The following is a 25,215-nucleotide window of genomic DNA, read 5'->3' on the forward strand; positions in this document are numbered from 1 at the left end:
GCTACGCCCCCTCTTCCTTCTGGTCCTTGCGGCTGAACTCGACCTGCACACGCGCCTTGACGACGTCCGGGAAACCGAGCCTGCGGGTCGTGGCCTTGCGGCCCTTCACTCCGGGCACTTCAAGGTCGAGGCCTTCGTCGTCGACCTCGAGGATCCTGGCCACCAGCTCGCCGCCCTCGGCCAGCTGGAACTTCACCAGCCGGCCCGTGGCGCGCACAAAGTGCCGGTGTTCCCTGAGGAGGCGCTCCGCGCCCGGGGTGCCGACCTCGAGGGTGTACTCGCCCTCGCCCATCGCGTCGCTCTCGTCGAGCCTCGCCGAGAGCGCACGGCTCACATCGGCGATCCTGTCCAGGTCGGCCCCGGTGTCGGAGTCGACGACGACGCGCAGCACACACTTTCGCCCGACGGATTCCACGGCGATCTCTTCGAGATCGAGGCCCTGGGAGGTGACGAGCGGCTCCAGCAGTTCTCGCAGCCTCTCGCTCTGGGTGGTGCTCATCCGGGTGACTCCTCGGCCGCGTCTGCTGTTGTGGAATGGTCGCGTGTCTGGTCAAAGGGTATCGGGTCCCGGGGAGTGTTGCCGTCCACCTGGGCGTGTGTGGTGCCGCTGAGTGGTGCCCGTGGGAGGCGCGGGTACCGTGATCACGGGCGAGTCACCCCGCCATCCTTGTTCCGTACGCACCCGAGGACGTCTGCCGTGCCGTTCCCCCCACCTCCGCGCGCCCTGGCGGGCCCGCGCAGAAGGAGCCTGCTCGCCTCGGTCGCGGGGGCCGCCCTGCTCGTGGGCTGCTCCACCGATTCCTCCGACTCCGGCGGCTCGGTCGGCGGCCCGTCGCGCCCGTCGGCCGCCGAGCGGGTACGCGCGCGTGCGGCACGGGACAGCCAGGAGCTGGCGCGGCGGTACGACGCCGTGATCGCCGCGCATCCGGCACTGGCGGAGCGGCTGCGGCCGCTGCGGGCACAGGTCGCGGCCCATGCGGAGGCCTTCGGCGGCACGGCGAAGCCCTCATCCGGGGCTTCGGCGGCGACCACGGCGCCCGAGGGCTCGAGGGCGCCGGCGGGAGCCGATGCCTCGCGGTCCCCCGCCGCCCCGGCGGACGAGAAGGACGCCCTGGCCTCGCTGGCCGCCGCGGAACGGTCCCTGTCCGACCGGCATACGGCGGCCCTGCTCCGGGCCCCCGGCGAACTGGCGCGCCTGCTGGCCTCGGTGGCGGCGGCCGGGGCGGCCCACGCGTATCTGCTGACGGAGGGTGACAAGTGAGCCAGGCGGACGAGCGGCAGCTCGAGGCCCTGCAGGCGGCGCTCGCCGCGGAGCACGCGACCGTGTACGGGTACGGCGTCGTCGGGGGGCGGGTCGGGGAGAGCCGGCGGAAGGAGGCGCGGGCGGCGTACGACGCGCATCGGGCGCGGCGGGACACGCTGGTGCGCGAGATACGGGACCTGGGCGCGCGGCCGGTGGCCGCGGCGGCGGCCTACACGCTGCCGTTCCCGGTGCCGGACTCCGCGGCGGCGGTACGGTTCGCCGCCGCGCTGGAGGAACGCGTGGCCGGGGTGTACTCCGACCTGGTCCGGGCGAGCACGGGCGAGCGGCGGCGGGAGGCGGCGGGGGCGCTGCGCGAGGCGGCGGTCCGGGCGGTGCGCTGGCGCGGGGAGAGCGTAGCCTTCCCTGGTCTCGCCGAACGGGCCGCCACGGGTGCGGAGGGTACGGCGGGTACGGCGACGCCCACGGCGTGACGCGCATGAGCGGTGGCATCGGACGGCACAGGAAGGAACGGCTCGCGCATGGCTTTCGAACCGCCGCAGCGTCTGGTGCGGGCGCTCGGTGAGACGGCACCGGACGGTGACGCCTGGCTGGCCGAGCTGCCCGAGCTGGCGCGGCAGGCCGTGGCGGTGCGCGAGTTGACCGTCGAGCGGGTGCAGGTGCCCGGCGGGCGCAGCAGCCTGGTCGTGCTGGTGCGGACCGCGGACGGGACTCCGGCCGTGCTCAAGCTGGCCCCGCCGCGGGCCCGCCCGGAGAGCGAGCGGGCCGCGCTCGCGCACTGGGGCGGTCGGGGCGCCGTACAGCTTCTGGACAGCGGTCCGGGCGAGGGTGTGCTGCTGCTGGAACGGCTGCACCCGGACGTGTCGGTGCGGTCGCTGCCGGAGTCGAGGGCGCTGCTGGAGGCGGCGGGCACGCTGCGGCGGCTCTGGGTGGAGCCGCCCGCGGGGCATTCCTTCGAGACGGTGGCCGGGCGGACCGGGCGGCAGGCCGAGGCGATGCGGGCGGGCGCGGAGAGCGACGCGGAGGTGGCGCCGCTGGTCGCGGCGGCGCTCGGGGCTCGCGAGGATCTGCTGGCGGCGCCGCCCGAGCAGCGGCTGCTGCACGGCACGTTCCGGCAGAGCAAGGTGCTCGCCGGCGACCGGATGCCGTGGCTGGCCGTGGGCCCCGACCCGGTCGTCGGCGAGGCCGCCTTCGACCTGGCACGGCTGGTCCGCGACCGCGTCGAGGACCTGATCGCCTCCCCGTCCGGCTCCGCCACCACCCGACGCCGCGTCAAACGTCTGGCGGAGTCCCTGGAGGTCGACCAGGAACGCCTCCGCGGCTGGACCCTCTTCCGCGCCGTCGAATCCGGCGTACGCGCCCGCCGAGTGGGCCGCCCGAAGGACGCGGAACTGCTGCTGGAGTTCGCGACGTGGCTCTGACCCACGCGGCCCCTGCGGGGCGACGCGCGGGTACGTAGGTGAGCCGCGCCGGCCTCGGTGAGATACCGGCTCCGCCCGGGCCACGCGAGCCCGGGCAACGCGGGCACGTGACGATCGGCCGAGGGCCGGCACCGAGGGGCACACCGGTCGGCAGAGCCGTGGTGACCGGCCGGACCCGAAGTGCCCGGGGCACGCCTGGCGGCGGCCGTCTCGCGTGGCCCGCCGCTCATCGTCCCACCCGCCCGGGGAGCCCCGCAGAACACGTCGCCCACCGGGCGCGCCTTCCGTCAGGTGAGCGGGCGTGCCCGGCACCCCGATGTCACGCCCCGCACGGCCACGCCACGCGGGCAGAGCCCGCCCGGCGTGTTGTCGGCCGTGCGTCGGCGACTCCAGTGATCGGCGGGGTGACCGGTCCCCGCCGCGGGCTCAGGCCGTGAGGCGGGTGAGGGCCTCCTCGATGGGGAGTTCCTCGCGTTCGCCGGTCCTGCGGTCCTTCAGTTCGACGACGCCCTCGGCCGCGCGGCGGCCGGCGATCAGGATCTGGGGGATGCCGATCAGCTCGGCGTCGGTGAACTTCACACCCGGGGAGACACCTGCCCGGTCGTCGACCAGGACGCGGATGCCGGCCGCGGCGAGCTTCTGGGAGACCTCGAGGGCCACCTCGGTCTGCAGGGCCTTGCCTGCGGCGACCACGTGGACGTCGGCCGGGGCGACCTCCCTGGGCCAGACCAGACCCTTGTCGTCGGCGTGCTGCTCGGCGAGCGCCGCGACCGCGCGGGAGACGCCGATGCCGTAGGAGCCCATGGTGACGCGGACCGGCTTGCCGTTCTGGCCGAGGACGTCGAGCTTGAGGGCGTCGGCGTACTTGCGGCCGAGCTGGAAGATGTGGCCGATCTCGATGGCACGGTCCAGCTTCAGTCCGGTGCCGCACTTCGGGCAGGGGTCGCCTTCCCGCACGACGACCACGTCCACGTACTGGTCGACCTCGAAGTCACGGCCGGCGACCACGTTCTTCGCGTGCGTGTGCTCCTTGTTGGCGCCGGTGATCCAGGCCGTGCCCGGGGCCACGCGCGGGTCGGCGATGTACTTCACCTTGTCCAGGCCCTGCGGGCCGACGTAGCCGCGGACCAGGTCCGGGCGGCCCACGAAGTCCTCGGCGGTGACCAGCTCGACGGCGGCCGGGGCGAAGTGCGCCTCGACCTTGCCCATGTCGACCTCGCGGTCGCCGGGGACGCCGACGGCGACGATCTCGCCGTCGACCTTGACGAGCAGGTTCTTCAGCGTGGCGGAGGCCGGGACGCCGAGGGAGGCGGCCAGGGTCTCGATGGTGGGGGTGTCCGGGGTCGGGATCTCCTCGGCGGCGGGCACGCCGGAGCCGTCCACCGGCTTCAGCTCGTACGTGATCGCCTCGGTGTTGGCGGCGAAGTCGCAGTTCGGGCAGTCGGCGAAGGTGTCCTCACCGGCCTCGGCCGGGGCGAGGAACTCCTCGGACTTGGAGCCGCCCATCGCGCCCGCGGTCGCCGCGCAGATGCGGTAGTCCAGGCCCAGGCGGTCGAAGATCCGCTGGTAGGCCTGGCGGTGCAGGGCGTAGGACTCGGCGAGGCCCTCGTCGGCGAGGTCGAAGGAGTAGGAGTCCTTCATCAGGAACTCACGGCCGCGCAGGATGCCCGCGCGGGGCCGGGCCTCGTCCCGGAACTTGGTCTGGATCTGGTACAGGATGACCGGCAGGTCCTTGTACGAGGACGCCTGGTCCTTCACCAGCAGGGTGAAGATCTCCTCGTGGGTCGGCCCGAGGAGGTAGTCGCCGCCCTTGCGGTCCTTCAGCCGGAACAGCTCGGCGCCGTACTCGTCCCAGCGGCCGGTCGCCTCGTACGGCTCGCGCGGCAGCAGCGCGGGCAGCAGCACCTCCTGCCCGCCGATCGCGTCCATCTCCTCGCGAACGATCCGCTCCACGTTGGCGAGGACCTTCTTGCCCAGCGGCAGCCAGGTCCAGATGCCGGCGGCGGTGCGGCGCACATAACCCGCGCGGACCAGCAGCTTGTGGCTGAGGACCTCGGCGTCCGCCGGGTCGTCACGCAGCGTCTTGGCCATCAACTGGGACATGCGCTGGACCGGTGCGTTCGCCATGGTTCTCGTACTCCTGCCGGATATAGGTGATGGCTAGGAGGTTAGCCGGGCGGGCTGTTCCGGTGGAAATCGGTTAGGGCGTGCCCTCGGGGCGGCGCAGCGGAAGCGGGGCTCCCATCACGGCGTACGGCATCGGCGCGCTGGGGAAGAGGACCTGCCGGGCCAGGTCCTCGTACCCCAGGGAGTGGTAGAGGCCGCGGGCCGGGCTGTCGGTGTCGATCGCGGAGAGGATCGAGCGGGGCTCGGTGGCGCTGTCGGTGATGGTGGTGATCAGGGCGCGTCCGATGCCGCGGTTCTGGTGGCGCGGATGGACGTGCAGCTCGGTGATCACGAAGGAGTCGTCGAGCCAGTCGTCGTGGCCGCGGGCGCGCAGGTAGGGCTCGACGACGGTGGACCACCAGTGGGTGCGGTCGTTGGGCATGCCGTAGACGAAGCCGACGAGCCGTCCGTCGGACGTGGTGGCGCCGAGCGCGCGGGCGCCGGGGTACGTCATGTGCCGCAGCACGATCTGCCGGCGTACGGCGACCTCGTCGGCGCCGAGCCCGAAGGCGACGGCCTGCACGGCGAGCGCCTCGTCGACACGGGCCGGCAGGTCGAGGGGGCCGATCACGACGTCCTCGGAGCGGCGGTGTCCGTGACCGGGAAAGTGGACCATGCCGGGGAGACTACAGGGCTCGCAGCAGCCTCAGAACAGCGCTGTGAGGTGCGCTCAGAACAGCACGCTCATGAACGCGCCGACCTCCCGGAAGCCCACCCGCAGGTAGGTCCGCCTGGCCGGGGTGTTGAAGTCGTTGACGTACAGGCTGACCACCGGGGCCACGTCGGCCAGCGCGTACCGCAGGACCGCCGCCATGCCGGGTGCCGCAAGGCCGCGCCCCCGGTACTCGGGAGCCACCCACACCCCTTGGATCTGGCAGGCCTCGGCGGTCGCGGCGCCGATCTCCGCCTTGAACATCACCTTGCCGTGCTCGTCGAGGCGGGCGAAGGAGCGGCCGGAGCCGACGAGTTCGGCGACCCGGGCCTGATAGAGCAGGCCGCCGTCCCCGGCGAGCGGGGAGACGCCGACCTCCTCGGTGAACATCGCCACGCAGGCCGGCATGATCGTTTCCACCTCGTCCTTGCGGATGCGGCGGACGTAGGGATCGGGGGGTATGTCTCCCGGCATGCGGTCGGTGACCATGAGCGGCTGGTGGGTGCGGATCTCGCGGGCCGGGCCCCAGCCGGGTTCCAGGAGCCGCCACAGCTGGGCGGTGGGCTCGGCCGGTCCGACGATGGAGGAGCAGCGGCGGCCGGCCCGGCGTGCGCGGTCCGCGAAGGCGCGTACGGCCCTGGGGGTGGCGCAGATCGGGACGAGGTTGGCCCCCGCGTAGCACAGGGACGTGAGCATGCCGTCCTCGTACCAGCCCCACATCTCGCCGCCCAGCCGCCACGGGTCCAGACCGGCGACCTGGACCCGGGAGGTCACGAAGGCGTTCGCGACCGGCTCGCGGTCGAGGACCGCGAGCGCGGCGTCCAGGTCGCTCGGCTGGAGCACCCGTGAGGTGGTCTGGGTCAACACGTGCGGGGCCTCAGGCTGGGGGTTTCGCTGATCTCCGCACTGTACCCGCCGTTTGTGGGCGGTGCCGCCCCCGGGAGGCGGTGCGGGGCGTTCCGGCCGGCGCGCACGGTTCGCGAGGGCTGGGGTACCCGCTGGTCCGACGGCTTCGGGAGAGCGGTGATGGCCGTGGGTACGACGCCGGACGGACGTCCGGGAGGACGAGGGAGCACTGCCATGAGCACGGTCGGTCAGGACCTGGCGCCGGATTTCCCGGAGGCGGTCCTGCGGGACCTGGGCGCGGGCGTCTTCACCGTCGACATGGCGGGGTGCGTCACGTACGTCAATCCGCGGGCCGAGCGGCTGCTCGGCCGGCCCCCGGAGCGGATGCTCGGCCAGGACGCGCACGACCTGCTGCACCGCCGCCCCGACGGCAGCCCGATACCGCGCGAGCGGTGCGCGATGCTGGCCCCGCTGTACCGGAGCCACACCGTGGAGGAGGACAGCGAGGAGTACTTCCGGCGGGCCGACGGCACCATCCTGCCGATCATCTGGGCGACCACCCCCCTGATGCTGTCCGGGCGGCAGGCCGGAATGGTGGTCTACTTCGACGACTTCAGCAAGCACCGCGGCTATGCGGACCGGATGGCCGCGTACACCGCGGCCCTGGAGGCGCTGACCGCCCGGCTGAACCTGCTGGCGGAGGTCTCCTCGGTGCTGATGTCGACCCTGGAGACCTCCGCCAGGATCCGCAAGCTGCTGCGGCTGCTGGTTCCGGCCGTGGGTGACTGGGCGGCGGTCGACCTGGACTCCGAGGGGCCCTCGGGACTGGAGCGGGCCGCCGTACGCAGCCCCGCGCACCCGCGCCGGGCCAGGCGGCTGGAGGGGCCGCTGCCACCGCTGCGGGAGAAGACCCTCGTGGCGGTGGCACGGGTCACCGGCAGCGACGATCCCGTCCGGCTGACCGCCGAGGAGCTGCTACGGAACCCGGACGCCCCGCTCGCCGGCACCCACCGGATGCTGTTCGAACGGCTCGGCGGCCACTCGGCGACCGTGGTGTCGCTGCGCGCCCGGCGCCAGTCCTACGGCATGCTCACCGTGGCCCGCGCCGGGGAGTCCGAGCCGCACACCGACGCCGAGGTCCGGCTGCTCACCGACATCGGCCGGCGCCTGGCGCTGGTGATGGACAACTCCCGGCTCTACGACGAGCAGCGGAACGTGGCCGAGACCATGCAGCGCCAGTTGCTCGCCCCGCTGCCGCAGGTCGGTCGGCTGCGGATGGCCGCCCGCTATCTGCCCGCGCAGACCGCCATGGAGATCGGCGGCGACTGGTACGACGCCTTCCTGCTCCCCGACGGAGTCCTGGCCGTCGTCATCGGGGACGTGGTCGGCCACGATCTGGAGGCGGCCTCGCACATGGCCGAGGTCCGCAACATGCTGCGCGCGCTGGCCTGGGACCACGAGGAGCCGCCCAGTCTGATCGTGCGCCGTGTGGACGAGGCGGTGACCAACACCAGCGACGCCCTCATGGCCACGCTGGTCTTCGCCCGGATCGAGGGCCGTGAGGGCGGGCCCTGGCAGCTGCACTGGGTCAACGCCGGGCACCCCCCGCCGCTGCTGGTCAACCGCCAGGGCGAGGCACATTTCCTGACGGCCGGACACGGGCCGCTGATCGGCATGAGCGCCACCCTGAACCTGGGTCTGAACTGGCCCGACGCGGTGGAGGACCTCCCCCCGGAGTCCCTCCTGCTGCTCTACACCGACGGCCTGGTGGAGAGCCGGACCCGTCCGATCGACCTCGGCATGGCCAAGCTCAGCCACCACGCCTCCGTCCTGGCCCGGCGGATGGCCCGCCGGACCGTGGACGAGTTCTGCGACGAGCTGCTGGACCGCATCGCGCCCAGCGGCGACGACACCGCCCTGCTGGCGCTGCGGCTGCCCGAGGCCGGCGCGGGCGCCCCCGGCGACCACCGGCCGCCACCGCCCCCGCAAGCCCCGTACAGCCCGGCCGCGCCGAACCGGGCCGCGCCCGGCTCCCGCCGACAGGACGCCCCGGTGCAGGACACCACGCGCGGCCCGTGGGAGGAGTGAGGACCACGCGGTACGGACCTCAGCCCGCGACGGAGACCGAGGGCTCCCCGGAGGCCGTCCCGTCGGCCTCCATCTGCTCGGCGAGCTTCATGGCCTCCTCGATGAGGGTCTCCACGATCTTCGACTCGGGGACGGTCTTGATGACCTCGCCCTTGACGAAGATCTGCCCCTTGCCGTTGCCGGAGGCGACACCGAGGTCGGCCTCGCGGGCCTCGCCGGGGCCGTTGACGACGCAGCCCATCACCGCCACGCGCAGCGGGACGTCCATGCCGGTCAGGCCGGCCGTGACCTCCTCGGCCAGCTTGTAGACGTCGACCTGGGCCCGCCCGCAGGACGGGCAGGAGACGATCTCCAGACCCCGCCGGCGCAGGTTCAGCGACTCCAGGATCTGGATGCCGACCTTGACCTCCTCCACCGGCGGCGCGGACAGCGACACGCGGATGGTGTCGCCGATGCCCCGCGAGAGCAGCGCGCCGAAGGCGACGGCCGACTTGATGGTGCCCTGGAAGGCGGGGCCGGCCTCCGTGACGCCGAGGTGCAGGGGGTAGTCGCAGCTCGCGGCGAGCTGCCGGTAGGCCTCGATCATCACCACCGGGTCGTTGTGCTTGACGGAGATCTTGATGTCCCTGAAGTCGTGCTCCTCGAACAGCGACGCCTCCCACAGCGCGGACTCCACCAGCGCCTCCGGGGTGGCCCTGCCGTACTTCTGCAGCAGCCGCCTGTCCAGCGAACCGGCGTTGACCCCGATCCGGATCGGGGTGCCGTGCTCCTTGGCCGCCCTGGCGATCTGTTTGACCTGGTCGTCGAACTTCTTGATGTTGCCCGGGTTGACGCGCACGGCCGCGCAGCCCGCCTCGATCGCGGCGAAGACGTACTTGGGCTGGAAGTGGATGTCCGCGATCACCGGGATCTGCGACTTCCTCGCGATGGTCGCCAGCGCGTCCGCGTCGTCCTGCGTGGGACAGGCCACCCGCACGATCTGGCAGCCGGACGCCGTCAGCTCGGCGATCTGCTGCAGCGTGGCGCCGATGTCCGACGTACGGGTCGTGGTCATCGACTGCACCGACACCGGCGCGTCCCCGCCCACCGCCACCGACCCGACCTGAATCTGCCGCGACACGCGCCGCTCGGCGAGCTTGGTCGGAACGGACGGCATGCCGAGAGAAATCGCAGTCATCTGCTGTGCAACCCCAAGTCGTGGATCAAGATCCGGCCCCGGTCAGCGGCGGGGGCTCCCAGGCTTCGAGATTACGGCACGTCCCCTCACGCCGGCACATCCCACCCGTCAAACCCACTCATTGGAAGGCGGCCGGGCGGAAGATCCGTCCGGCCGCCTCTGAACAGCGGGTGGCTAGGAGATTTTGACCGGGTTGACGACGTCGGCGACGAGGACGAGGAGCGTGAAGCAGATGAACACGCTCGCCACCACATAGGCCACCGGCATCAGCTTCGCCACGTCGAACGGGCCCGGGTCCGGGCGGCGCAGCAGCCTCGCCAGGTTCCGGCGCAGCGACTCCCACAGGGCGCCCGCGATGTGGCCGCCGTCGAGCGGCAGCAGCGGGAGCATGTTGAACAGGAACAGGGAGAGGTTGAAGCCGGCGACCAGCATCAGGGCCATGGCCAGCTGCTGGGTGGGCGGGATGTCCAGGGTGAAGATCTCGCCGCCGACGCGGGCCGCGCCGACCACGCCCATCGGGGAGTCGGGCTCGCGGGGGGCGCCGTCGAAGGCCGCGTTCCACAGGGCGGGCACCTTGGCGGGCAGGCTCGCGATGGAGTGGACGGCCTCGCCGAGGCGGTCGCCCATCCAGGTCACGGACTGGCCGAAGTCCTGGCGGACGATGCCGGTGGCGGCGCTGAAGCCGAGGAAGCCGGCGCTGACGTACTGCCCCTGGACGATCTGGCCGTGGGAGTCCTTCTTGGCGACCTGGTTGGTGGCGATCTTCGCGTGCAGGGTGACGTCCTGGCCGCCCCGGTCGACGACGATCGACACGTCCTTGCCGGGGTTGGCGCGGATGAGGTCGGAGAGCCGGTTCCACTCGTCGGTCCTCACCCCGTTGAAGGAGACGATCTTGTCGCCGGCCTTCAGGCCCGCGGCCGCGGCCGGGGCGGGGGCGTCGGTCTTCTTGCAGGTGTCGCGGTTCTCGCTCTGCGCGATGACGCACTGGGAGACCGAGCTGACGGTGGTCGTCTGCTGCGAGATGCCGAAGCCCATGAGGACGGTCAGGAACAGCGCGACCGCGAGGATCAGGTTCATGAAGGGGCCCGCGAACATCACGATGACCCGCTTCCACGGGGCGCGCGTGTAGAACAGGCGCTTCTCGTCGCCGGGGCCCAGCTCCTCGAAGGCCGCCGAGCGGGCGTCCTCGATCATGCCGCGCCAGGGCGAGGTGGAGCGTGCGGCGATCCGGCCGTCGTCGCCCGGCGGGAACATGCCGATCATGCGGATGTAGCCGCCGAACGGGATGGCCTTGATGCCGTACTCCGTCTCGCCCTTCTTCCGGGACCACAGGGTAGGGCCGAAGCCGACCATGTACTGCGGCACGCGGATGCCGAAGAACTTGGCGGTGGACAGATGCCCCAGCTCGTGCCAGGCGATCGAGACCAGCAGGCCGACCACGAAGACGACTATGCCGAGGATCATCATCAGGGACGTCATGCACGCGCCTCCGCGGTCGCCGTCTGCGCTGTCAGTTCCCGGGCCCGGGCGCGGGCCCAGGTCTCCGCTTCGAGGACGTCCGGCACGGTGAGCGTAGTTCCCGTGCGGTGGGGGTCCCCCCGTTCGAGCGAAGTCGAGAGTGGGGGAGTGCCGTGCTCCTCGACCACTTGTGTCACGGTCTCCATGATTCCGTTGAAGGGCAGTGTGCCGCGCAGGAACGCGTCGACGCACTCCTCGTTCGCCGCGTTGAACACGGCCGGGGCGGTGCCGCCGAGCCGGCCCACGTGCCGGGCCAGGCCGACGGAGGGGAAGGCGTCGTTGTCGAGGGGGAAGAACTCCCAGGTCGACGCGGTGCTCCAGTCGAAGGCGGGCGCGGCGTCGGGGACGCGTTCGGGCCAGCCGAGACCGATGGCGATGGGCCCGCGCATGTCGGGGGGCGTCGCCTGGGCGAGAGTGGATCCGTCGGTGAACTCAACCATCGAGTGGACATACGACTGCGGGTGCACGACCACCTCAATGCGGTCGAAGGGAATGTCGTACAGCAGGTGCGCCTCGATGACCTCCAGTCCCTTGTTGACCAGGGTGGCGGAGTTGATCGTGATCACCGGGCCCATGGCCCAGGTGGGGTGGGCGAGGGCGTCCTCGACGGTGACGTTCGTGAGTTCCTCCTTGCTACGGCCCCGGAAGGGCCCGCCGGAGGCGGTGACGACGAGCTTGCGCACGTCGGTCCTCGTCCCGGCGGCCAGCGCCTGGAAGAGGGCGGCGTGCTCGGAGTCCACGGGGATGATCTGGCCCGGCTTGGCCAGCGCCTTGACCAGCGGGCCGCCGACGATGAGCGATTCCTTGTTGGCGAGCGCGAGAGTGCGGCCCGCCTCCAGGGCGGCGAGGGTCGGAGCGAGGCCGATGGAGCCGGTGATGCCGTTGAGGACGGTGTGACAGTCGGAGGCGGCCAGCCGGGTGGCCGCGTCGGGCCCGGCGAGGATCTCGGGCAGCGGCTCCCCCGTCCCGTACTGCGCGGACAGCGCCTCGCGCAGCGCCGGTACGACGTCCTTGCGGGCCACGGCGACGGTCCGCACCCGGAGCCGGTACGCCTGCTCGGCGAGGAGCCCGACCCGTCCGCCGTTGGCGGAGAGCCCGGTCACCCGGAAGCGGTCCGGGTTGCGCAGCACGAGGTCGATGGCCTGCGTGCCGATGGACCCGGTGGCCCCGAGGACCACCACGTCCTTGGGCCCGTCCCCGGTGACGGGATCGAAGACGAGGTGCGGATCGGCGAGGGGGGCTGGACTGTCACTCATTCCCCCATTGTGGCGGCAGCGGGTGCCGGGGAGGACAGCGCGTCCTCCGGGAGAGGGGCGGGCCGCCCGGTGGCTGATGCCGCCGGGCGGCCTGCGGCCGTCGGCGGCTAACGGATCGGCCGGTGCACGTTCTCCCGACGGGCGGGGCCCGGCTCCGCCTCCGCGATCCACGGACCGTCGTCCGAGGGATCGATGACGCCCTCCTCCAGCCAGGTGTAGGTGCCGCCGAGGACACCCTTGACGACCTTGCGGTCGAGGTCGTCGGTGTTGGTCCACAGGCGGTCGAAGAGTTCGGCGACGCGGATGCGGGACTGGTGGCAGAAGGCGTCGGCGAGCTGGTAGGCCTCGCGGCCGTGGTCGCCCTGGGTGCGCAGGAGCTCGGCGCGGACGCAGGCCGCGCTCATCGCGAACAGTTCGGCGCCGATGTCGACGACCCGGCCGAGGAAGCCCTGCTTGGTCTCCATCCGGCCCTGCCAGCGGGACATGGCGTAGAAGGTGGAGCGGGCGAGCTTGCGGGCGTGGCGTTCGACGTAGCGCAGGTGGGGCGAGAGGTCGCGGTGGCCGGGCGGGTGGAACTCGGCGTACGAGCGCGGGAGCTGGCCAGGACCCGCGACCAGCTTCGGCAGCCACTTGGCGTAGAAGACGCCCGCGTTCGCGCCTGCCCTGGCCTTGTCCGACAGGGACTTGTCGGGGTCGATGAGGTCGCCGGCAACCGAGAGGTGGGCGTCGACGGCCTCGCGTGCGATCAGCAGGTGCATGATCTCGGTGGAGCCCTCGAAGATGCGGTTGATGCGCAGGTCGCGCAGCATCTGCTCGGCGGGGACGGCGCGTTCGCCGCGGGCGGCGAGGGACGCGGCCGTCTCGAAGCCGCGGCCGCCGCGGATCTGGACCAGCTCGTCGGCCATCTTCCAGGCCATCTCCGAGCCGTAGAGCTTGGCGAGGGCGGCCTCGATGCGGATGTCGTTGCGGTTCTCGTCGGCCATCTGGGAGGACAGGTCGAGCACCGCCTCCAGCGCGAAGGTGGTGGCCGCGATGAAGGAGATCTTCGAGCCGACCGCCTCGTGCAGCGCGACCGGCCTGCCCCACTGCTCGCGGGCCGCCGACCACTCGCGGGCGATCTTCAGGCACCACTTGCCCGCGCCCGCGCACATCGCGGGCAGGGAGAGCCGGCCGGTGTTGAGGGTGGTCAGGGCGATCTTCAGGCCCTGACCCTCCTCGCCGATGCGGTGGGCGGCCGGGACACGGACCCGGTGGAAGCGGGTGACGCCGTTCTCGATGCCGCGCAGGCCCATGAAGGCGTTGCGGTTCTCCACCGTGACGCCCTCGGAGGCGGCCTCGACGACGAAGGCGGTGATGCCGCCCCGGTGGCCCTCGGACTTCGGCACGCGCGCCATGACGACGAGCAGGTCGGCGACGACCCCGTTGGTCGTCCAGAGTTTGACGCCGTCGAGGACGTAGTCGTCCCCGTCCGGGACCGCTGTGGTCGCCAGGCGCGCCGGGTCGGAGCCCACGTCCGGCTCGGTCAGCAGGAAGGCGGAGATGTCCGTGCGGGCGCAGCGCGGCAGGAAGGTGTCCTTCTGCTCCTGCGTGCCGAAGATCTTCAGCGGCTGCGGTACGCCGATCGACTGGTGCGCGGAGAGCAGCGCGCCGATCGCGGGACTGGCGGAGCCGGCCAGGGCGAGCGCCTTGTTGTAGTAGATCTGGGTCAGGCCGAGCCCGCCGTACTTGGTGTCGATCTTCATACCGAGGGCGCCGAGCTCCTTGAGCCCGGTGATGACCTCGTCCGGGATCCGCGCGTCCCGCTCGATCCGGGCCGAGTCGATCTTCGTCTCGCAGAAGTCGCGGAGCTTGGCGAGGAACTCCTCGCCGCGTTGGACCTCGTCGTCGGCCGGGAGCGGGTGGGGATGGATGAGGTCCAGCCGGAAGCGGCCGAGGAACAGCTCCTTGGCGAAGCTGGGCTTGCGCCAGTCCTGCTCCCGGGCGGCCTCCGCCACCTGGCGCGCCTCGCGCTCGGTGACGGTGGGCTTGTTGGACGTTGGTGCGGACATGAGGCTCACCTCGCCGCGAATAGGGATTGTGAGGGCGGTACGTTACCGACCGGTGCTACTGGATCGTATGTACCCGATACCGGGCGGACCCACCACCCCTCGCGCACGGACGCTCGCAGTCCACCGTTCTGTTTCGGTGCGGTGCCACCCAGCATCATGTGAGCGCGGCACGACGACCAGTCGTGTGCTCCATTCGGATTGCCCTGCCGCCCCTGCCGCCGCCCCTGCCGTCCGAGGTCGCCGGAAGGAAACAGTCGAAGCGCTTCGACAGCCTACGGACACCCACTCCTGCTGGGGTTACTGTCGAACCACCCTCACCGCCCGATGTCGGCAACGCGCACAGTCGAAGCGCTTCACAAAGCTTGGAGAGCTGGATGGTCACCCTCGCCGAGGTCGCCCAGCACGCCGGAGTCTCGGCGAGCACGGTGAGCTACGTCCTCAGCGGCAAGCGGTCCATCTCCGCGAGCACCCGGCGGCGGGTCGAGGAGAGCATCCGGGTGCTCGGCTACCACCCGAACGCGGGCGCCCGCGCCCTGGCGAGCAGCCGGTCGAACATCATCGCCCTGATGATCCCGCTGCGCACCGACATGTACGTACCGGTGATGATGGAGATCGCCATCGCCGTGGCGACCACCGCCCGCACCCACGGCCACGACGTGCTGCTGCTCACCGGCGAGGAGGGCCCCGACGCCGTGCGCCGGGTCACCGGCAGCGGACTCGCCGACGCCATGATCCTGATGGACGTCGAACTGGACGACGAGCGGCTGCCGCTGCTGCGCACGACCGACCAGCCGTCCGTCCTGATCGGCCTGCCCGCCGACACCACCGGCCTGACCTGCGTCGACCTGGACTGGAGTGCGACGGGCGCGCTCTGCCTGGAGCACCTGGCGATGCTCGGGCACCGTGACATCGCTGTCATCGGCGAGGCGCCCGCCGTCTACGAGCGGCACACCGGCTTCGCCGAACGCACCCTCGACGGTCTGCGCTCCCGGGCCCGCGAGCTGGGCCTGCGGGCGCTGCACCGCCCCTGCGAGGGCGGCTACGACGCGATGGCCGTCACACTCGCCCGGATCCTCGACGAGCGCCCCGGCACCACGGGTTTCATCGTGCAGAACGAGTCCGCCGTCGAACCCCTGCTCGCCCTGCTGCGCCGGCAGGGCCGGGCCGTGCCGGAGGACATGTCGGTGGTCGCGATCTGCCCCGACCAGGTGGCCGTCCAGGCCTCGGTGCGCCTGACCTCCGCAGGCATCCCCGCCCAGGAGATGGGCCGGCGCGCGGTCGAGCACCTGATGGCGAAGCTCGGCGGGCGCGGCACGGACGAAGTGGTGCTCCTCCCGCCCGAGTTGACGGTCCGGACGAGCTCGGGCCCGGCCCCCTCCCGCTCCTGAACACCGCCCCGCCCCACCTGGCGCCCCACCCCGGGTGCCCCGTGCCTTCTCGCGCCTCCCGCAGGACACCCCTGTCCGCACTCCTCCAAGGAGCACCCCGTGAACCAGCACGCCGAGACCCGCCCTCCGCACGGCACGGTCGGCCTCGCCCAGTCCTCCCCCACCGTCGGCACCTTCCGCGACCGGGACGGCGCGCTGGAGTGGAGCGGCCGCCAGGAGACCGTACGCATCGAGCCGTGGGGCCCGGACGCGGTCCGGGTGCGCGCCCGGCTCGGCGGCCCGGTCCTGGACGACCTGCCCGGTGCCCTCCTCCCAAAGGCCCCGCCCACCGGGAGCACCGTCAAGATCGAGGGCGGCCGGGGACGCCTGACCGTCGGCGCGCTCACGGTCGACGTGGACGCCGAGGGCTTGATCCGCTTCCTGCGCACGGACGACCTCTCCGAGCTGCTCGCCGAGGAACGCGCCCACTTCTGGTGGCCCGGACCCCGCCTCTACACCGCCGTCGGCAACGGCTACCACCGCCTGGAACAGCGCTTTTCCGCCTACGACGACGAGAAGCTGTACGGCCTCGGCCAGCACCAGCACGGCCGGCTCGACCAGAAGGGCCTGGTCCTGGACCTGGTCCAGCGCAACGCCGAGGTCACCATCCCCGCGCTCACCTCCAGCCGCGGCTACACCCTGCTGTGGAACAACCCGGCCATCGGCCGCGTGGAGCTGGCCGGCAACGGCACCCGCTGGGTGGCGGACTCCGCCCGCCAGCTCGACTACTGGATCACCGCGGGCGCCCCGGCCGACGCCCAGCGCCGCTACAGCGCGGTGACCGGCCGTACGCCCATGCTGCCCGAGTGGGCGGCGGGCTTCTGGCAGTGCAGACTGCGCTACCGTACCCAGGACGAACTCCTCGCCGTGGCAAGGGAGTACAAGCGCCGGAACCTGCCCGTCGACGCGATCGTCTGCGACTTCTTCCACTGGACGCACCTGGGCGAGTGGAAGTTCGACCCGAAGGAGTGGCCGGACCCGGCGGCGATGGTCCGGGAGCTGGACGAGCTCGGCATCAAGCTGGTGGTGAGCGTCTGGCCCTCGGTCTCCCCGCTGTCGGAGAACCACCCGGTGATGGAGCAGCGCGGCTACCTCATCGGCACCCAGTACGGTCCGATGGCGCACGCGGACTGGCCGGACAAGGAGGTCGCCTCCACCGTCCAGGTGGCCTTCTACGACGCCACCAACCCCGACGCGCGCGCGTTCGTGTGGTCCAGGATCAAGGAGAACTACCTGAACACGCCCACGTCAGGTCCGTACGACTACACCACACTCACCACCGAGCTCACCGCCGACGGCGTACACGACGTGCACCTCAGGCTGCGCGGCCCCCTGCGGCTAGCGCGCGTCGGCTTCTGATCCGCCGGGAACGATCAGTCCGGACTCGTAGGCGATCACCACCAGTTGCGCCCGGTCGCGCGCTCCCAGTTTGCCCATGATGCGGCTCACGTGGGTCTTCGCGGTCAGTGGGGAGAGGACGAGGGCGTCGGCGATCTCCCTGTTGTTCAGGCCGCGGGCGACCAGGACCAGGACCTCACGCTCGCGGGGAGAGAGCTCGCTCAGAGCCCCCGGCCGGCCCGGCGCCGGTGCGGTGCCCGGGTGTGTCCTGACGACCCGTTCGATGAGGCGGGCGGTGGGGCCGGGGGAGAGCAGGGCCTCGCCGGCCGCGACGGTACGGATGGCGTCGAGCAGGTCCTGGGGCTTGGTGTCCTTCACCAGGAAGCCGGAGGCCCCGGCGCGCAGGGCGTCGATGATGTGCTCGTCGGTGTCGTACGTGGTGAGGACGAGGACCTTCACGCCGGCGAGGTCCTCGTCGGCGGCGATCCGCCGGGTCGCCTCGATGCCGTCGAGCTCGGGCATGCGGACGTCCATCACGACCACGTCGGCCCGTGCGGTGCGGGCGAGTTCGACGGCTTCCCCGCCATGGGCGGCCTCGCCCACGACCTCCATGTGCGGGGTGGCGGCGATGAGCATCGCGAAGGCGGAGCGTACGAGGTGCTGGTCATCGGCCAGCACCACCCGGATGGCCTCCGTCATGGGCTTCTTCTCCTGTGGCGGGGTCTGGGTCATTGGACGGCCTGTGTGCAGGGCAGGACCGCGCGGACCGCGAAGCCCGGGCCGTCGGCCCGCGGGCCGGCCGCCACCGTGCCGCCGACGCTGCGGGCCCGCTCCCGCATGCCGACGAGGCCGAAGCCGGGCGGCCGGGCCGTGGCCGCGTCGTCCGCGGGCGAGCCGTCGTCCACGATGTCCACCAGCAGCGCCGACGACTCCTCGTCCAGTGCGACGGAGACCTGGATGCCGACCGCGGGCCCGCCGTGCTGCACCGCGTTGGTGAGCCCCTGCTGGACGATGCGGTACGCCGCCGCGCCGACCGCCGGCGGCACCTCGCCATCGGCCGAGACGGACAGGGACACCGTGGCCCCCGCCGACCCGGCCGCCCTGCCGAGGTCGACCAGTGAGCCGAGGCCCGGCGGTGGTCCGCTGTCCTCCTCCGCCCGGAGCACCTCCAGCGTCCGCTTCAGCTCGCGCCGGGCCTCCCGGCAGGTGTCGGCGATGCCGTCCAGCGCCCGGGACAGGGTGTCGCGGTCGAGCCGCTCCGGGTCGGCGTTCAGCACGTGCGCGGCCACGGAGGTCTGCACGCCGATGAGGGTGATGCTGTGGGCGAGGAGGTCGTGCAGGTCGCGGGCGATGCGCAGCCGTTCCTCCGCGACCCGGCGGGCGGCCGTCTCCTCGCGCGTCCGCTCGGCCCGCTCCGCCCGCTCCACGATGGCGCCCACGTAGTTGCGGTGCACCCGTACCGCCTCGCCGAGCAGGGTGCAGGCCAGGATCCAGCCGGAGGTGCGGACCAGCTCCAGCCCCTCGTGCACGTTCACGGTCAGCATCATCGTCAGCGCGAGCGCCAGCAGGGACGGGACGACGATGAACGTGCGGCGGCGCGGACCGGCCACCGCCAGCGAGTAGAGGATGACCATGGAGGCCACCACCGGTGTCATAGGGGCGTTGCCCAGCAGGTGGTAGGCGAGCTGGAAGGGCACCAGCACCAGCAGCACCCCCAGCGGGTACAGCCGGCGCCACGCCGTGAGCAGCACCATGGCCGCCACCAGCGCCCAGCCCAGGGCGTCGGTCACCTTCCCGTCGCCCTGCGGGAGGAAGGCCACCGGCACCGTCAGCGCGCCGACGGCAGCGGTGGTCAGCCAGTCCCGCCGCGCCGGCCGCTTCAACCGGCGCCGCCCCGGGTGCACTCCGACGGTCGACACGTCCCTCATCCTCCCTGATCGCCGCGGCTGCCGAGCCCGGAAGAGCCCGGAAAGCCACCCCCCGCCGCCCGGCAGCCCCGGTTCGTGCGGTCAGCGCAGCGCCACCGGCTCCTGCGTCGGCGGAGTCGGCCGGTTCTCCTGCTTCTCCCGCGCGGGCGGTTCCTTGGACAGCGGTCCGGGCCACCACACCTTGCGGCCCAGCGCCACACTGGCCGAGGTGACCAGGTAGGTCCGTACGAGGAAGGTGTCCAGCAGCACTCCCACCGCGATCACGAGGCCGAGCTCCACCAGCATCACCAGCGGCATGCCGGCCAGCACCGAGAAGGTCGCCGCCAGTACCAGTCCCGCCGAGGCGATGACGCCGCCGGTGGCGCGCAGCGCCTTGAGCGCCGCCGCCTCGGGCGCCAGCCCGGACAGCGACTCCTCCCGCATCCGGTGCATCAGGAAGATGCCGTAGTCGACGCCGAGCGCCACCAGGAAGACGAAGGACAGCAGCGGCAGGGCCGGATCGTTGCCCTCGATGCCGAGGACCGGCTCGAAGACCAGCCCGCCGATGCCGAGCGCCGCACCCCACACGGCGACGACCGCGCCGACCAGGAGCAGCGGGGCGACGAGGCTGCGCAGCAGGACGATCAGGATGAGCAGGACGGAGCCCAGGACGAGCGGCACGACGACGTCGCGGTCGCCGGCGTTGGCGTCCTTGAGGTCGATCAGCTGGGCGCTGGGTCCGCCGACGTGGCCGCCCAGCTCCCCGACCGGTCCCGAGCGCAGTGCGTGGATGGTGGCGGTCTCGCCGGCGGACTCCGGCGGGGCGTCGGCGGTCACGGCGATCTCGGTCCAGCCCGTGCCGCTGCGGCGGGGCTCGGCGGCGGCCACGCCCTCGGTGCCGCGGATCCGCTCCAGGGCCCGGTCGGCCTTGCCGGCCGGCACGACCACGTCGATGGGCTGGCTGCTGAGCTCCGGGTAGGCGGTGGACAGGGTCCGCGCCGCGGTGATCGACTCCGGGGTGTCGATGAAGGAGTTCTCGTTCTTCAGGCTGCCCTGCAGGTTGAGGGTGCCCAGCGCCAGAGCGCCGAGCACCGCCGCGCCGGCGACCAGCACGGTGACCGGCCTGCGGCCGGCCGAGCTGCCCATGGCGGCGAACACCGACCGCCGCTGTTTCGGCTCGCTGCCGAAGACCGGCACCAGCGGCCAGAACACCCGGCGGCCGAGGAGGACCAGCAGCGCGGGCAGCAGGGTCGTCATGGCCAGCAGCGCGCTGAGCACGCCGACGGTGCCGAACGGGCCCATGCCGCGGGTGCTGTTCAGATCGGCGGCCAGCAGGCAGAGCAGGCCGGCGGCGACGGTGCCGGAGGAGGCGAGGACGGCGGGGCCGCAGCCGCGCAGGGCGGCGCGCATGGCGTCGTACGGCCGCTCGATGCGGCGCAGCTCCTCGCGGTAGCGGGAGACCAGCAGCAGGGCGTAGTCGGTGCCCGCGCCGAAGACCAGGATGGTCATCATGCCGTTGTTCGCGCCGGTGACGGTGATGCCGAACCATTCGTGCAGGCCGTAGGCGGCGGCCATCGCGGTGAAGTTGGCGGCGCCGGCGGTGAGCAGGGGGACGAGCCAGAGCAGGGGGCTGCGGTAGATGAGGATGAGCAGGACGGCGACCACCGCGACGGTGGTGTAGAGAAGCGGGCCGTCCAGTGACTCGAAGACCTTGCCGGAGTCGGCCTGCAGTCCGGCGCGCCCGCCGACCTCGGCCGTCAGCCCGTCCTCCGTGCCCCGGACGGTCTCGCGGACGTCGTCGACCAGGGCGTTCTTGGCCTTCTTGTCCTGACCGGGCTCGGTGGTGGAGACGGGGTACATCAGCGTGGTGCCGTCCTTGGACGGGATGGCCCGCGGCTGTGCGCCGAGCTTGTGCGCGGCGGCGATCTCGTCGATCTGCCCGGCGGCGGTGCGCCGGTCGGCCTCGGTCAGCCCGCCGTCGCGGTGGTACACCACGACCATGTCCGTGGACTCGCCGCCGGGCAGCCTGTCCTGGACCTTGGCGACCTGGGTGGAGTCGGCGCTCGCGGGCAGATAGTCGACGTTCCGGTTCTGCTGGACGCCGGAGAGCTTCCCGGCCAACGGCGAGGCGAGCACCAGCACCACCAGCCACATCGCCAGCAAGGTCCAGGGCACGAGCCGTCCCCGGCGTGCCCTCTGCTTTTCCTGTACGGCCCCCATGGGCCACCCCTCTCCTCGGATGCTCGGATGTCCGGGTCGTCACCAGACTTCCGGCGAGGAGAGCCGGATACGTCGCTCCAGCGACCGAAGTGGCCCGTACTGCCAGGGGTGTCCCGGGCGGGGCGCTACTCCCGGGGGCGTACGACGACGGCCGGGGGCCACCCCCTGGTGATCCCGTGCATCCTGGCCGCTACCGGGGCGGTTCAGCGCGCCGCACCGCGTCGGAGGCCAGGGCGATGGTCACGCCCAGGCCGGCGAAGGCACCGCAGCCGACGAACACCGGGGCGGCGCCCCAGGCTCCGATGGCGGCGCCGACCAGCGGGTAGCCGGGGGGCGCCAGACCGACCATGGTGAGCATGACGACGGAGGTGACCCGGGCCAGCTGGCCGGGGCTGGTGATCCGCGGCGGGAGGGCACCGACCGCGGGGACGAACGTCCAACAGTCCCGGTGGTCGCCCGGCGTCTGGTTGGGGATTGACCACTCGCTGGTGTACGACGACGGCCGGAGCCCCCGCACAGCGGGCTCCGGCCGTTGTCGGCTGTCGGACCGTCGGGCCTACAGGGCGAGCCCGGTCAGGACGAGGACGCGCTCGTAGGTGTAGTCGTCCATCGCGAACCTCACGCCCTCGCGGCCCACGCCGGACTGCTTGGCGCCGCCGTAGGGCATCTGGTCGGCGCGGTAGGAGGGGACGTCGCCGATGACCACGCCGCCGACCTCCAGGGCGCGGTGGGCGCGGAAGGCGGTCTGGAGGTCGTGGGTGAAGATGCCTGCCTGGAGGCCGTACTTGGAGTCGTTGACCGCGGCGAAGGCCTCGGCCTCGCCGTTCACCTTCCGCACGGTCAGGACCGGTCCGAAGACCTCCTCGCAGGCGATCGTCACGTCGGCCGGTACGTCGGTCAGGACGGTCGGCGCGTAGGAGGCGCCGTCGCGCTTGCCGCCGGTGAGGAGGGTGGCGCCGGCCTCGACGGCCTCCTGCACCCAGGACTCCACGCGCTTGGCGGCGTCCTCGCTGACCAGCGGGCCGACGTCGGTCGCGGCGTCGGAGGGGTCGCCGGTGACCTGGGCCTCGACGGCGGCGACGATGCGCGGCAGCAGGCGCTCGTAGACCGAGCCGTCGGCGATCACACGCTGCACGGAGATGCAGGACTGGCCGCCCTGGTAGTTGGAGAAGGTGGCGATGCGGTTCGCGGCCCAGTCCAGGTCCTCGTCGCTCGCCCAGTCGGCGAGGACGACGGCCGCGCCGTTGCCGCCGAGCTCCAGGGTGCAGTGCTTGCGCGGCACCGAGTCCATGATCGCGTAGCCGACCTTCTCGGAACCGGTGAAGGAGATGACCGGCAGCCGCTCGTCCTGGACGAGGGCGGGCATCTTGTCGTTGGTGACCGGGAGGATCGACCAGGAACCGGCCGGCAGGTCGGTCTCGGCCAGCAGCTCGCCGAGGATCAGGCCGGAGAGCGGGGTGGCGGGGGCCGGCTTGAGGATGATCGGGGCGCCGGCGGCGATGGCCGGGGCGACCTTGTGGGCGCACAGGTTCAGCGGGAAGTTGAACGGCGCGATGCCGAGGACGACGCCCTTCGGGAAGCGGCGGGTGAGCGCCAGGCGCCCCTGGCCGCCCGCGTCGGTGTCCAGGCGCTGGGCCTCGCCGCCGTTGAACCGGCGGGCCTCCTCCGCGGCGAAGCGGAACACGGACACGGCACGGCCGACCTCACCGCGCGCCCACTTGATCGGCTTGCCGTTCTCGGCGGAGATCAGCTGCGCGATCTCCTCGGTGCGCTCGACCAGCCGCTTGACGACGTGGTCCAGGGCGGCGGCACGCACGTGGGCCGGGATGGCGGCGAACTCGTCCCGCACGGCGTACGCGGCGGCCACGGCCTCCTCGACCTGCGCGTCGGTCGGCACGCTGACCTTACCGACCAGCCGGCCGTCCCACGGGGAGGTGACGTCGAAGGTGTCCTCGCCGGCGACCTGGCGGCCGGCGAGCCAGAAGGCGTGGGTGGAAGTCATCGTGAGAGTCCCGGCCCTTCCGCGTTGGGGGTGTCTGCTTGCGTCGTCAACGGTAGGGCCGGGGCGGTCCGTCGACGCTTGTCCGAGGTGGAGCAGTGGCGGGTGGCGGTGCGCCGGATTGGCGTAGGACCAGTGGCATCAGGGCCAGTGACCTCGGGACCAGTGACCTCGGGACCAGTACGTCTACTCCGTGGCGGTGGCCTTCAGCGCCAGCCACAGCTCCATCCGTACGTCCGCGTCGTCCAGGGAGCGGCCGAGGATCTCCTCGACCCTGCGCATCCGGTAGCGCAGGGTGTGCCGGTGCACGCCGAGGTCGGCGGCGGCCGCGTCCCACTGGCCGTGCCGCGACAGCCAGGCCCGCAGCGAGGCCACGAGGTCGCCGCGGCCGGTGGCGTCGTGCTCGTACAGCGCGCGCAGCAGCCCGTCGGCGAACGCCCTGACCGCGTCGTCCGCCAGCAGCGGCAGCACCGATCCGGACGCGAGCTGTTCGTGCTCGACGAGCACCCTTCCGCGCCGCCGCGCCACCGACAGCGCCTGTTCGGCCTGCTTGTACGCGGCGGCGGTCGCGATGGGCCCGGCCGGCGCGGACAGGCCCACAACCAGCTCGTCCTCCTCGCCGCCGCCCGGCTGCTCGCCCACGGTCTCGGCCCGCGCCGCCTCCAGTGCCTCCGCGTACTCCCCGCACGCCGCCACGGCCGCACCCCCGTCGGCGACCAGCACCACCAGCCGCTCTCCTTCGGGCACGACCAGCACCGCCTCCCCGGACCGGGCGGCGGCCGCCTCCACGACCTCGGCGAGTCCGGCGAGCGGGTCGCCGCCGGTGTCGGCCGCGGCCAGCACGGCGGCCGAGGACGGCTTGGCGGTCTGCACGCGCGCGTGGGCGTCGGCGTGCGCCCGCGCGGCGGACGCCGAGGCGGATTCGGCGACGATCATCCGGAAGGGGGCGTCCAGCAGGCCGCCGTACAGGTCCCCGGCGACGGCCCTGGCGTGGTCCGGCTGTCCGGCGAGCAGCATGCGCAGGACGGCGGCGCCGATCCGCTGCTCGGCGGCGTGCAGCGAGCGGGAGCGTTCCGTGGTGAGGGTCAGCAGGGCGATGGCGGAGTGGACGGCGTACCGCTCGGCGGTACCGAGGGTGGTGGCCGTGCCGACGGCGAGCGCGGCGCGCGGGCGGCGGCCGGTGCCGATGGAGTGCAGCTCGACGCGGTCCTCGGTCTCCGGACCGCCCACCACGGCCGACGCGGGCGCCGGCCGGTCGCGCAGCCGTTCGACGTCCGCGGTGAGCCGGGCGGCCCTGCGGCCCGCCCACTCCGGTGCGGTGGCGACGACGGCGCCCGAGGCGTCGTAGAGCGCCGCCCAGCCGTCGACCTGGGTGGCGAGCGCGGCGAGCAGCCCATCCGGTCCGGAGTTCAGGGCCTGCTTGGTCAGCTCCCGCTGGGCGGCGAAGCCCGCCGTGACCGCGCGGTACTGGTCGGCCGCGATGGCCGCCGAGACCGCCTTGCTGATGGCGAGGAACGGGGTGCGGCGGGGCACCTCCAGCAGCGGCAGCCCCTCCTCCTCGGCCGCGTCGACGAGCGCCTCGGGGATCTCGTCGTAGTTGACCCCGATGGCGAAGCCGATCCCGACGACGCCGGCCTTGGCCAGCCGCTTCACATAGCGGCGCATGGCCTGGGGGTCCTCCGCGTCCAGCTTGAGCGCGGTGATCAGCAGCAGCTCCCCGCCCTCCATGTACGGCACGGGGTCGGCGAGTTCGCTGACGTGGGCCCAGCGGACGGGCACGTCCAGACGGTCCTCGCCCGCGCGCACGGTCAGCTTGAGCGCGGAGTGGTGGACGAGCGAGGCGAGCGTCGGGGGCATGGGGCCTTCTGGTCTGCGGAGGTCTGATGATCGT

At 72.6% G+C, this 25,215-nt stretch carries 18 protein-coding genes and 2 pseudogenes; 6 read left to right on the forward strand and 14 right to left on the reverse strand.

The genetic code is table 11. The features are described from left to right. Position 1 precedes the first annotated feature (1 nt). The gene (gene rimP / locus ACX25U_RS09875; RefSeq protein ID WP_454390666.1) at positions 2-499 is read right to left on the reverse strand and encodes a ribosome maturation factor RimP; all 498 of its coding nucleotides are present in this window, start codon (positions 497-499) and stop codon (positions 2-4) included. Between the two features lie 198 nt (positions 500-697). Here rimP and ACX25U_RS09880 point away from each other — a divergent pair, with 198 nt between their 5' ends. The 3 genes from ACX25U_RS09880 to ACX25U_RS09890 are packed head-to-tail and all read left to right on the forward strand — an operon-like array spanning position 698 to position 2,682. Then, a complete protein-coding gene (locus ACX25U_RS09880) occupies positions 698-1,261 on the forward strand; it encodes a hypothetical protein (protein ID WP_454390668.1) in 564 nt (187 codons plus the stop codon). Next, complete coding sequence (locus ACX25U_RS09885) at positions 1,258-1,734, forward strand: ferritin-like domain-containing protein (RefSeq protein WP_454390670.1); 477 nt, start codon at positions 1,258-1,260, stop codon at positions 1,732-1,734. The genes ACX25U_RS09880 and ACX25U_RS09885 overlap by 4 nt, the downstream gene beginning before the upstream one ends. A 48-nt stretch (positions 1,735-1,782) precedes the next feature. After that, entirely contained in the window at positions 1,783-2,682 is a 900-nt protein-coding gene (locus ACX25U_RS09890) for an aminoglycoside phosphotransferase family protein (protein ID WP_454390672.1), read from the forward strand. A gap of 426 nt (positions 2,683-3,108) precedes the next feature. On the opposite strand, the gene ACX25U_RS09895 is transcribed toward ACX25U_RS09890, so the two are convergent. The 3 genes from ACX25U_RS09895 to ACX25U_RS09905 form a co-directional block, all read right to left on the reverse strand. Then, positions 3,109-4,809, reverse strand: coding sequence for a proline--tRNA ligase (locus ACX25U_RS09895; RefSeq protein WP_454390674.1), 1,701 nt, complete (start codon positions 4,807-4,809; stop codon positions 3,109-3,111). Positions 4,810-4,882: 73 nt separating this feature from the next. Continuing rightward, a complete protein-coding gene (locus tag ACX25U_RS09900; protein WP_454390676.1) occupies positions 4,883-5,464 on the reverse strand; it encodes a GNAT family N-acetyltransferase in 582 nt (193 codons plus the stop codon). 54 nt (positions 5,465-5,518) lie between these two features. Next, positions 5,519-6,367, reverse strand: a complete 849-nt coding sequence (locus ACX25U_RS09905) for a GNAT family N-acetyltransferase (RefSeq protein ID WP_454390678.1) — start codon at positions 6,365-6,367, stop codon at positions 5,519-5,521. A 213-nt stretch (positions 6,368-6,580) separates the two neighbouring features. Between ACX25U_RS09905 and ACX25U_RS09910 the strand changes: the two genes are divergently transcribed. Beyond that, entirely contained in the window at positions 6,581-8,434 is a 1,854-nt protein-coding gene (locus tag ACX25U_RS09910) for a SpoIIE family protein phosphatase (RefSeq protein ID WP_454390680.1), read from the forward strand. Positions 8,435-8,453: 19 nt separating this feature from the next. On the opposite strand, the gene ispG is transcribed toward ACX25U_RS09910, so the two are convergent. The 4 genes from ispG to ACX25U_RS09930 all read right to left on the reverse strand — a co-directional run bounded on the left by ispG (position 8,454) and on the right by ACX25U_RS09930 (position 14,433). Continuing rightward, on the reverse strand, positions 8,454-9,611 hold the full coding sequence (gene ispG, locus ACX25U_RS09915) for a flavodoxin-dependent (E)-4-hydroxy-3-methylbut-2-enyl-diphosphate synthase (protein ID WP_454390682.1): 1,158 nt from the start codon (positions 9,609-9,611) through the stop codon (positions 8,454-8,456). A gap of 174 nt (positions 9,612-9,785) precedes the next feature. Then, a complete protein-coding gene (locus tag ACX25U_RS09920) occupies positions 9,786-11,078 on the reverse strand; it encodes a M50 family metallopeptidase (protein ID WP_454394190.1) in 1,293 nt (430 codons plus the stop codon). Between the two features lie 8 nt (positions 11,079-11,086). Further along, positions 11,087-12,385 (reverse strand): 1-deoxy-D-xylulose-5-phosphate reductoisomerase, encoded by a 1,299-nt coding sequence (gene dxr, locus ACX25U_RS09925; RefSeq protein WP_454390684.1) that lies wholly within the window; start codon positions 12,383-12,385, stop codon positions 11,087-11,089. 107 nt (positions 12,386-12,492) lie between these two features. Then, positions 12,493-14,433: an acyl-CoA dehydrogenase family protein gene (locus tag ACX25U_RS09930; protein WP_454390686.1), complete on the reverse strand. Its 1,941-nt coding sequence runs from the start codon at positions 14,431-14,433 to the stop codon at positions 12,493-12,495. A gap of 374 nt (positions 14,434-14,807) precedes the next feature. Between ACX25U_RS09930 and ACX25U_RS09935 the strand changes: the two genes are divergently transcribed. Both ACX25U_RS09935 and ACX25U_RS09940 read left to right on the forward strand, forming a co-directional pair. Continuing rightward, positions 14,808-15,821, forward strand: a complete 1,014-nt coding sequence (locus tag ACX25U_RS09935; RefSeq protein ID WP_454390688.1) for a LacI family DNA-binding transcriptional regulator — start codon at positions 14,808-14,810, stop codon at positions 15,819-15,821. Between the two features lie 99 nt (positions 15,822-15,920). Beyond that, positions 15,921-17,129 (forward strand): annotated as a pseudogene (locus ACX25U_RS09940) (TIM-barrel domain-containing protein); the annotation flags it as partial. 69 nt (positions 17,130-17,198) lie between these two features. Here the strand turns inward: ACX25U_RS09940 and ACX25U_RS09945 are convergent. The 6 genes and pseudogenes from ACX25U_RS09945 to ACX25U_RS09970 form a co-directional block, all read right to left on the reverse strand. Further along, entirely contained in the window at positions 17,199-17,897 is a 699-nt protein-coding gene (locus ACX25U_RS09945) for a response regulator (protein WP_454390690.1), read from the reverse strand. Between the two features lie 29 nt (positions 17,898-17,926). Then, positions 17,927-19,126 carry a sensor histidine kinase gene (locus ACX25U_RS09950; RefSeq protein WP_454390692.1) on the reverse strand — a complete coding sequence of 400 codons (1,200 nt, stop codon included), beginning with the start codon at positions 19,124-19,126 and terminating at the stop codon, positions 17,927-17,929. Between the two features lie 81 nt (positions 19,127-19,207). Next, positions 19,208-21,325 (reverse strand): MMPL family transporter, encoded by a 2,118-nt coding sequence (locus ACX25U_RS09955; protein ID WP_454390694.1) that lies wholly within the window; start codon positions 21,323-21,325, stop codon positions 19,208-19,210. 190 nt (positions 21,326-21,515) lie between these two features. Continuing rightward, positions 21,516-21,716, reverse strand: a pseudogene (locus ACX25U_RS09960) (MFS transporter); the annotation flags it as partial. Positions 21,717-21,881: 165 nt separating this feature from the next. Continuing rightward, complete coding sequence (locus tag ACX25U_RS09965; RefSeq protein ID WP_454390696.1) at positions 21,882-23,327, reverse strand: aldehyde dehydrogenase family protein; 1,446 nt, start codon at positions 23,325-23,327, stop codon at positions 21,882-21,884. Positions 23,328-23,510: 183 nt separating this feature from the next. Continuing rightward, positions 23,511-25,181: a PucR family transcriptional regulator gene (locus ACX25U_RS09970; protein ID WP_454390698.1), complete on the reverse strand. Its 1,671-nt coding sequence runs from the start codon at positions 25,179-25,181 to the stop codon at positions 23,511-23,513. Between the last annotated feature and the right edge of the window lie 34 nt (positions 25,182-25,215).

The organism is Streptomyces sp. JNUCC 63 (assembly GCF_054366325.1).

What these genes read in the sequence shown, in the direction of transcription:
- rimP (WP_454390666.1), bottom strand. Translation starts at nt 499, where the DNA reads ATGAGCACCACCCAGAGCGAGAGGCTGCGAGAACTGCTGGAGCCGCTC.
- ACX25U_RS09920 (WP_454394190.1), bottom strand. Translation starts at nt 11,078, where the DNA reads ATGATGATCCTCGGCATAGTCGTCTTCGTGGTCGGCCTGCTGGTCTCG.
- ACX25U_RS09965 (WP_454390696.1), bottom strand. Translation starts at nt 23,327, where the DNA reads ATGACTTCCACCCACGCCTTCTGGCTCGCCGGCCGCCAGGTCGCCGGC.
- ACX25U_RS09930 (WP_454390686.1), bottom strand. Translation starts at nt 14,433, where the DNA reads ATGTCCGCACCAACGTCCAACAAGCCCACCGTCACCGAGCGCGAGGCG.
- dxr (WP_454390684.1), bottom strand. Translation starts at nt 12,385, where the DNA reads ATGAGTGACAGTCCAGCCCCCCTCGCCGATCCGCACCTCGTCTTCGAT.
- ACX25U_RS09970 (WP_454390698.1), bottom strand. Translation starts at nt 25,181, where the DNA reads ATGCCCCCGACGCTCGCCTCGCTCGTCCACCACTCCGCGCTCAAGCTG.
- ACX25U_RS09935 (WP_454390688.1), top strand. Translation starts at nt 14,808, where the DNA reads ATGGTCACCCTCGCCGAGGTCGCCCAGCACGCCGGAGTCTCGGCGAGC.
- ACX25U_RS09895 (WP_454390674.1), bottom strand. Translation starts at nt 4,809, where the DNA reads ATGGCGAACGCACCGGTCCAGCGCATGTCCCAGTTGATGGCCAAGACG.
- ACX25U_RS09910 (WP_454390680.1), top strand. Translation starts at nt 6,581, where the DNA reads ATGAGCACGGTCGGTCAGGACCTGGCGCCGGATTTCCCGGAGGCGGTC.
- ACX25U_RS09900 (WP_454390676.1), bottom strand. Translation starts at nt 5,464, where the DNA reads ATGGTCCACTTTCCCGGTCACGGACACCGCCGCTCCGAGGACGTCGTG.
- ACX25U_RS09945 (WP_454390690.1), bottom strand. Translation starts at nt 17,897, where the DNA reads ATGACGGAGGCCATCCGGGTGGTGCTGGCCGATGACCAGCACCTCGTA.
- ispG (WP_454390682.1), bottom strand. Translation starts at nt 9,611, where the DNA reads ATGACTGCGATTTCTCTCGGCATGCCGTCCGTTCCGACCAAGCTCGCC.
- ACX25U_RS09950 (WP_454390692.1), bottom strand. Translation starts at nt 19,126, where the DNA reads ATGAGGGACGTGTCGACCGTCGGAGTGCACCCGGGGCGGCGCCGGTTG.
- ACX25U_RS09955 (WP_454390694.1), bottom strand. Translation starts at nt 21,325, where the DNA reads ATGGGGGCCGTACAGGAAAAGCAGAGGGCACGCCGGGGACGGCTCGTG.
- ACX25U_RS09890 (WP_454390672.1), top strand. Translation starts at nt 1,783, where the DNA reads ATGGCTTTCGAACCGCCGCAGCGTCTGGTGCGGGCGCTCGGTGAGACG.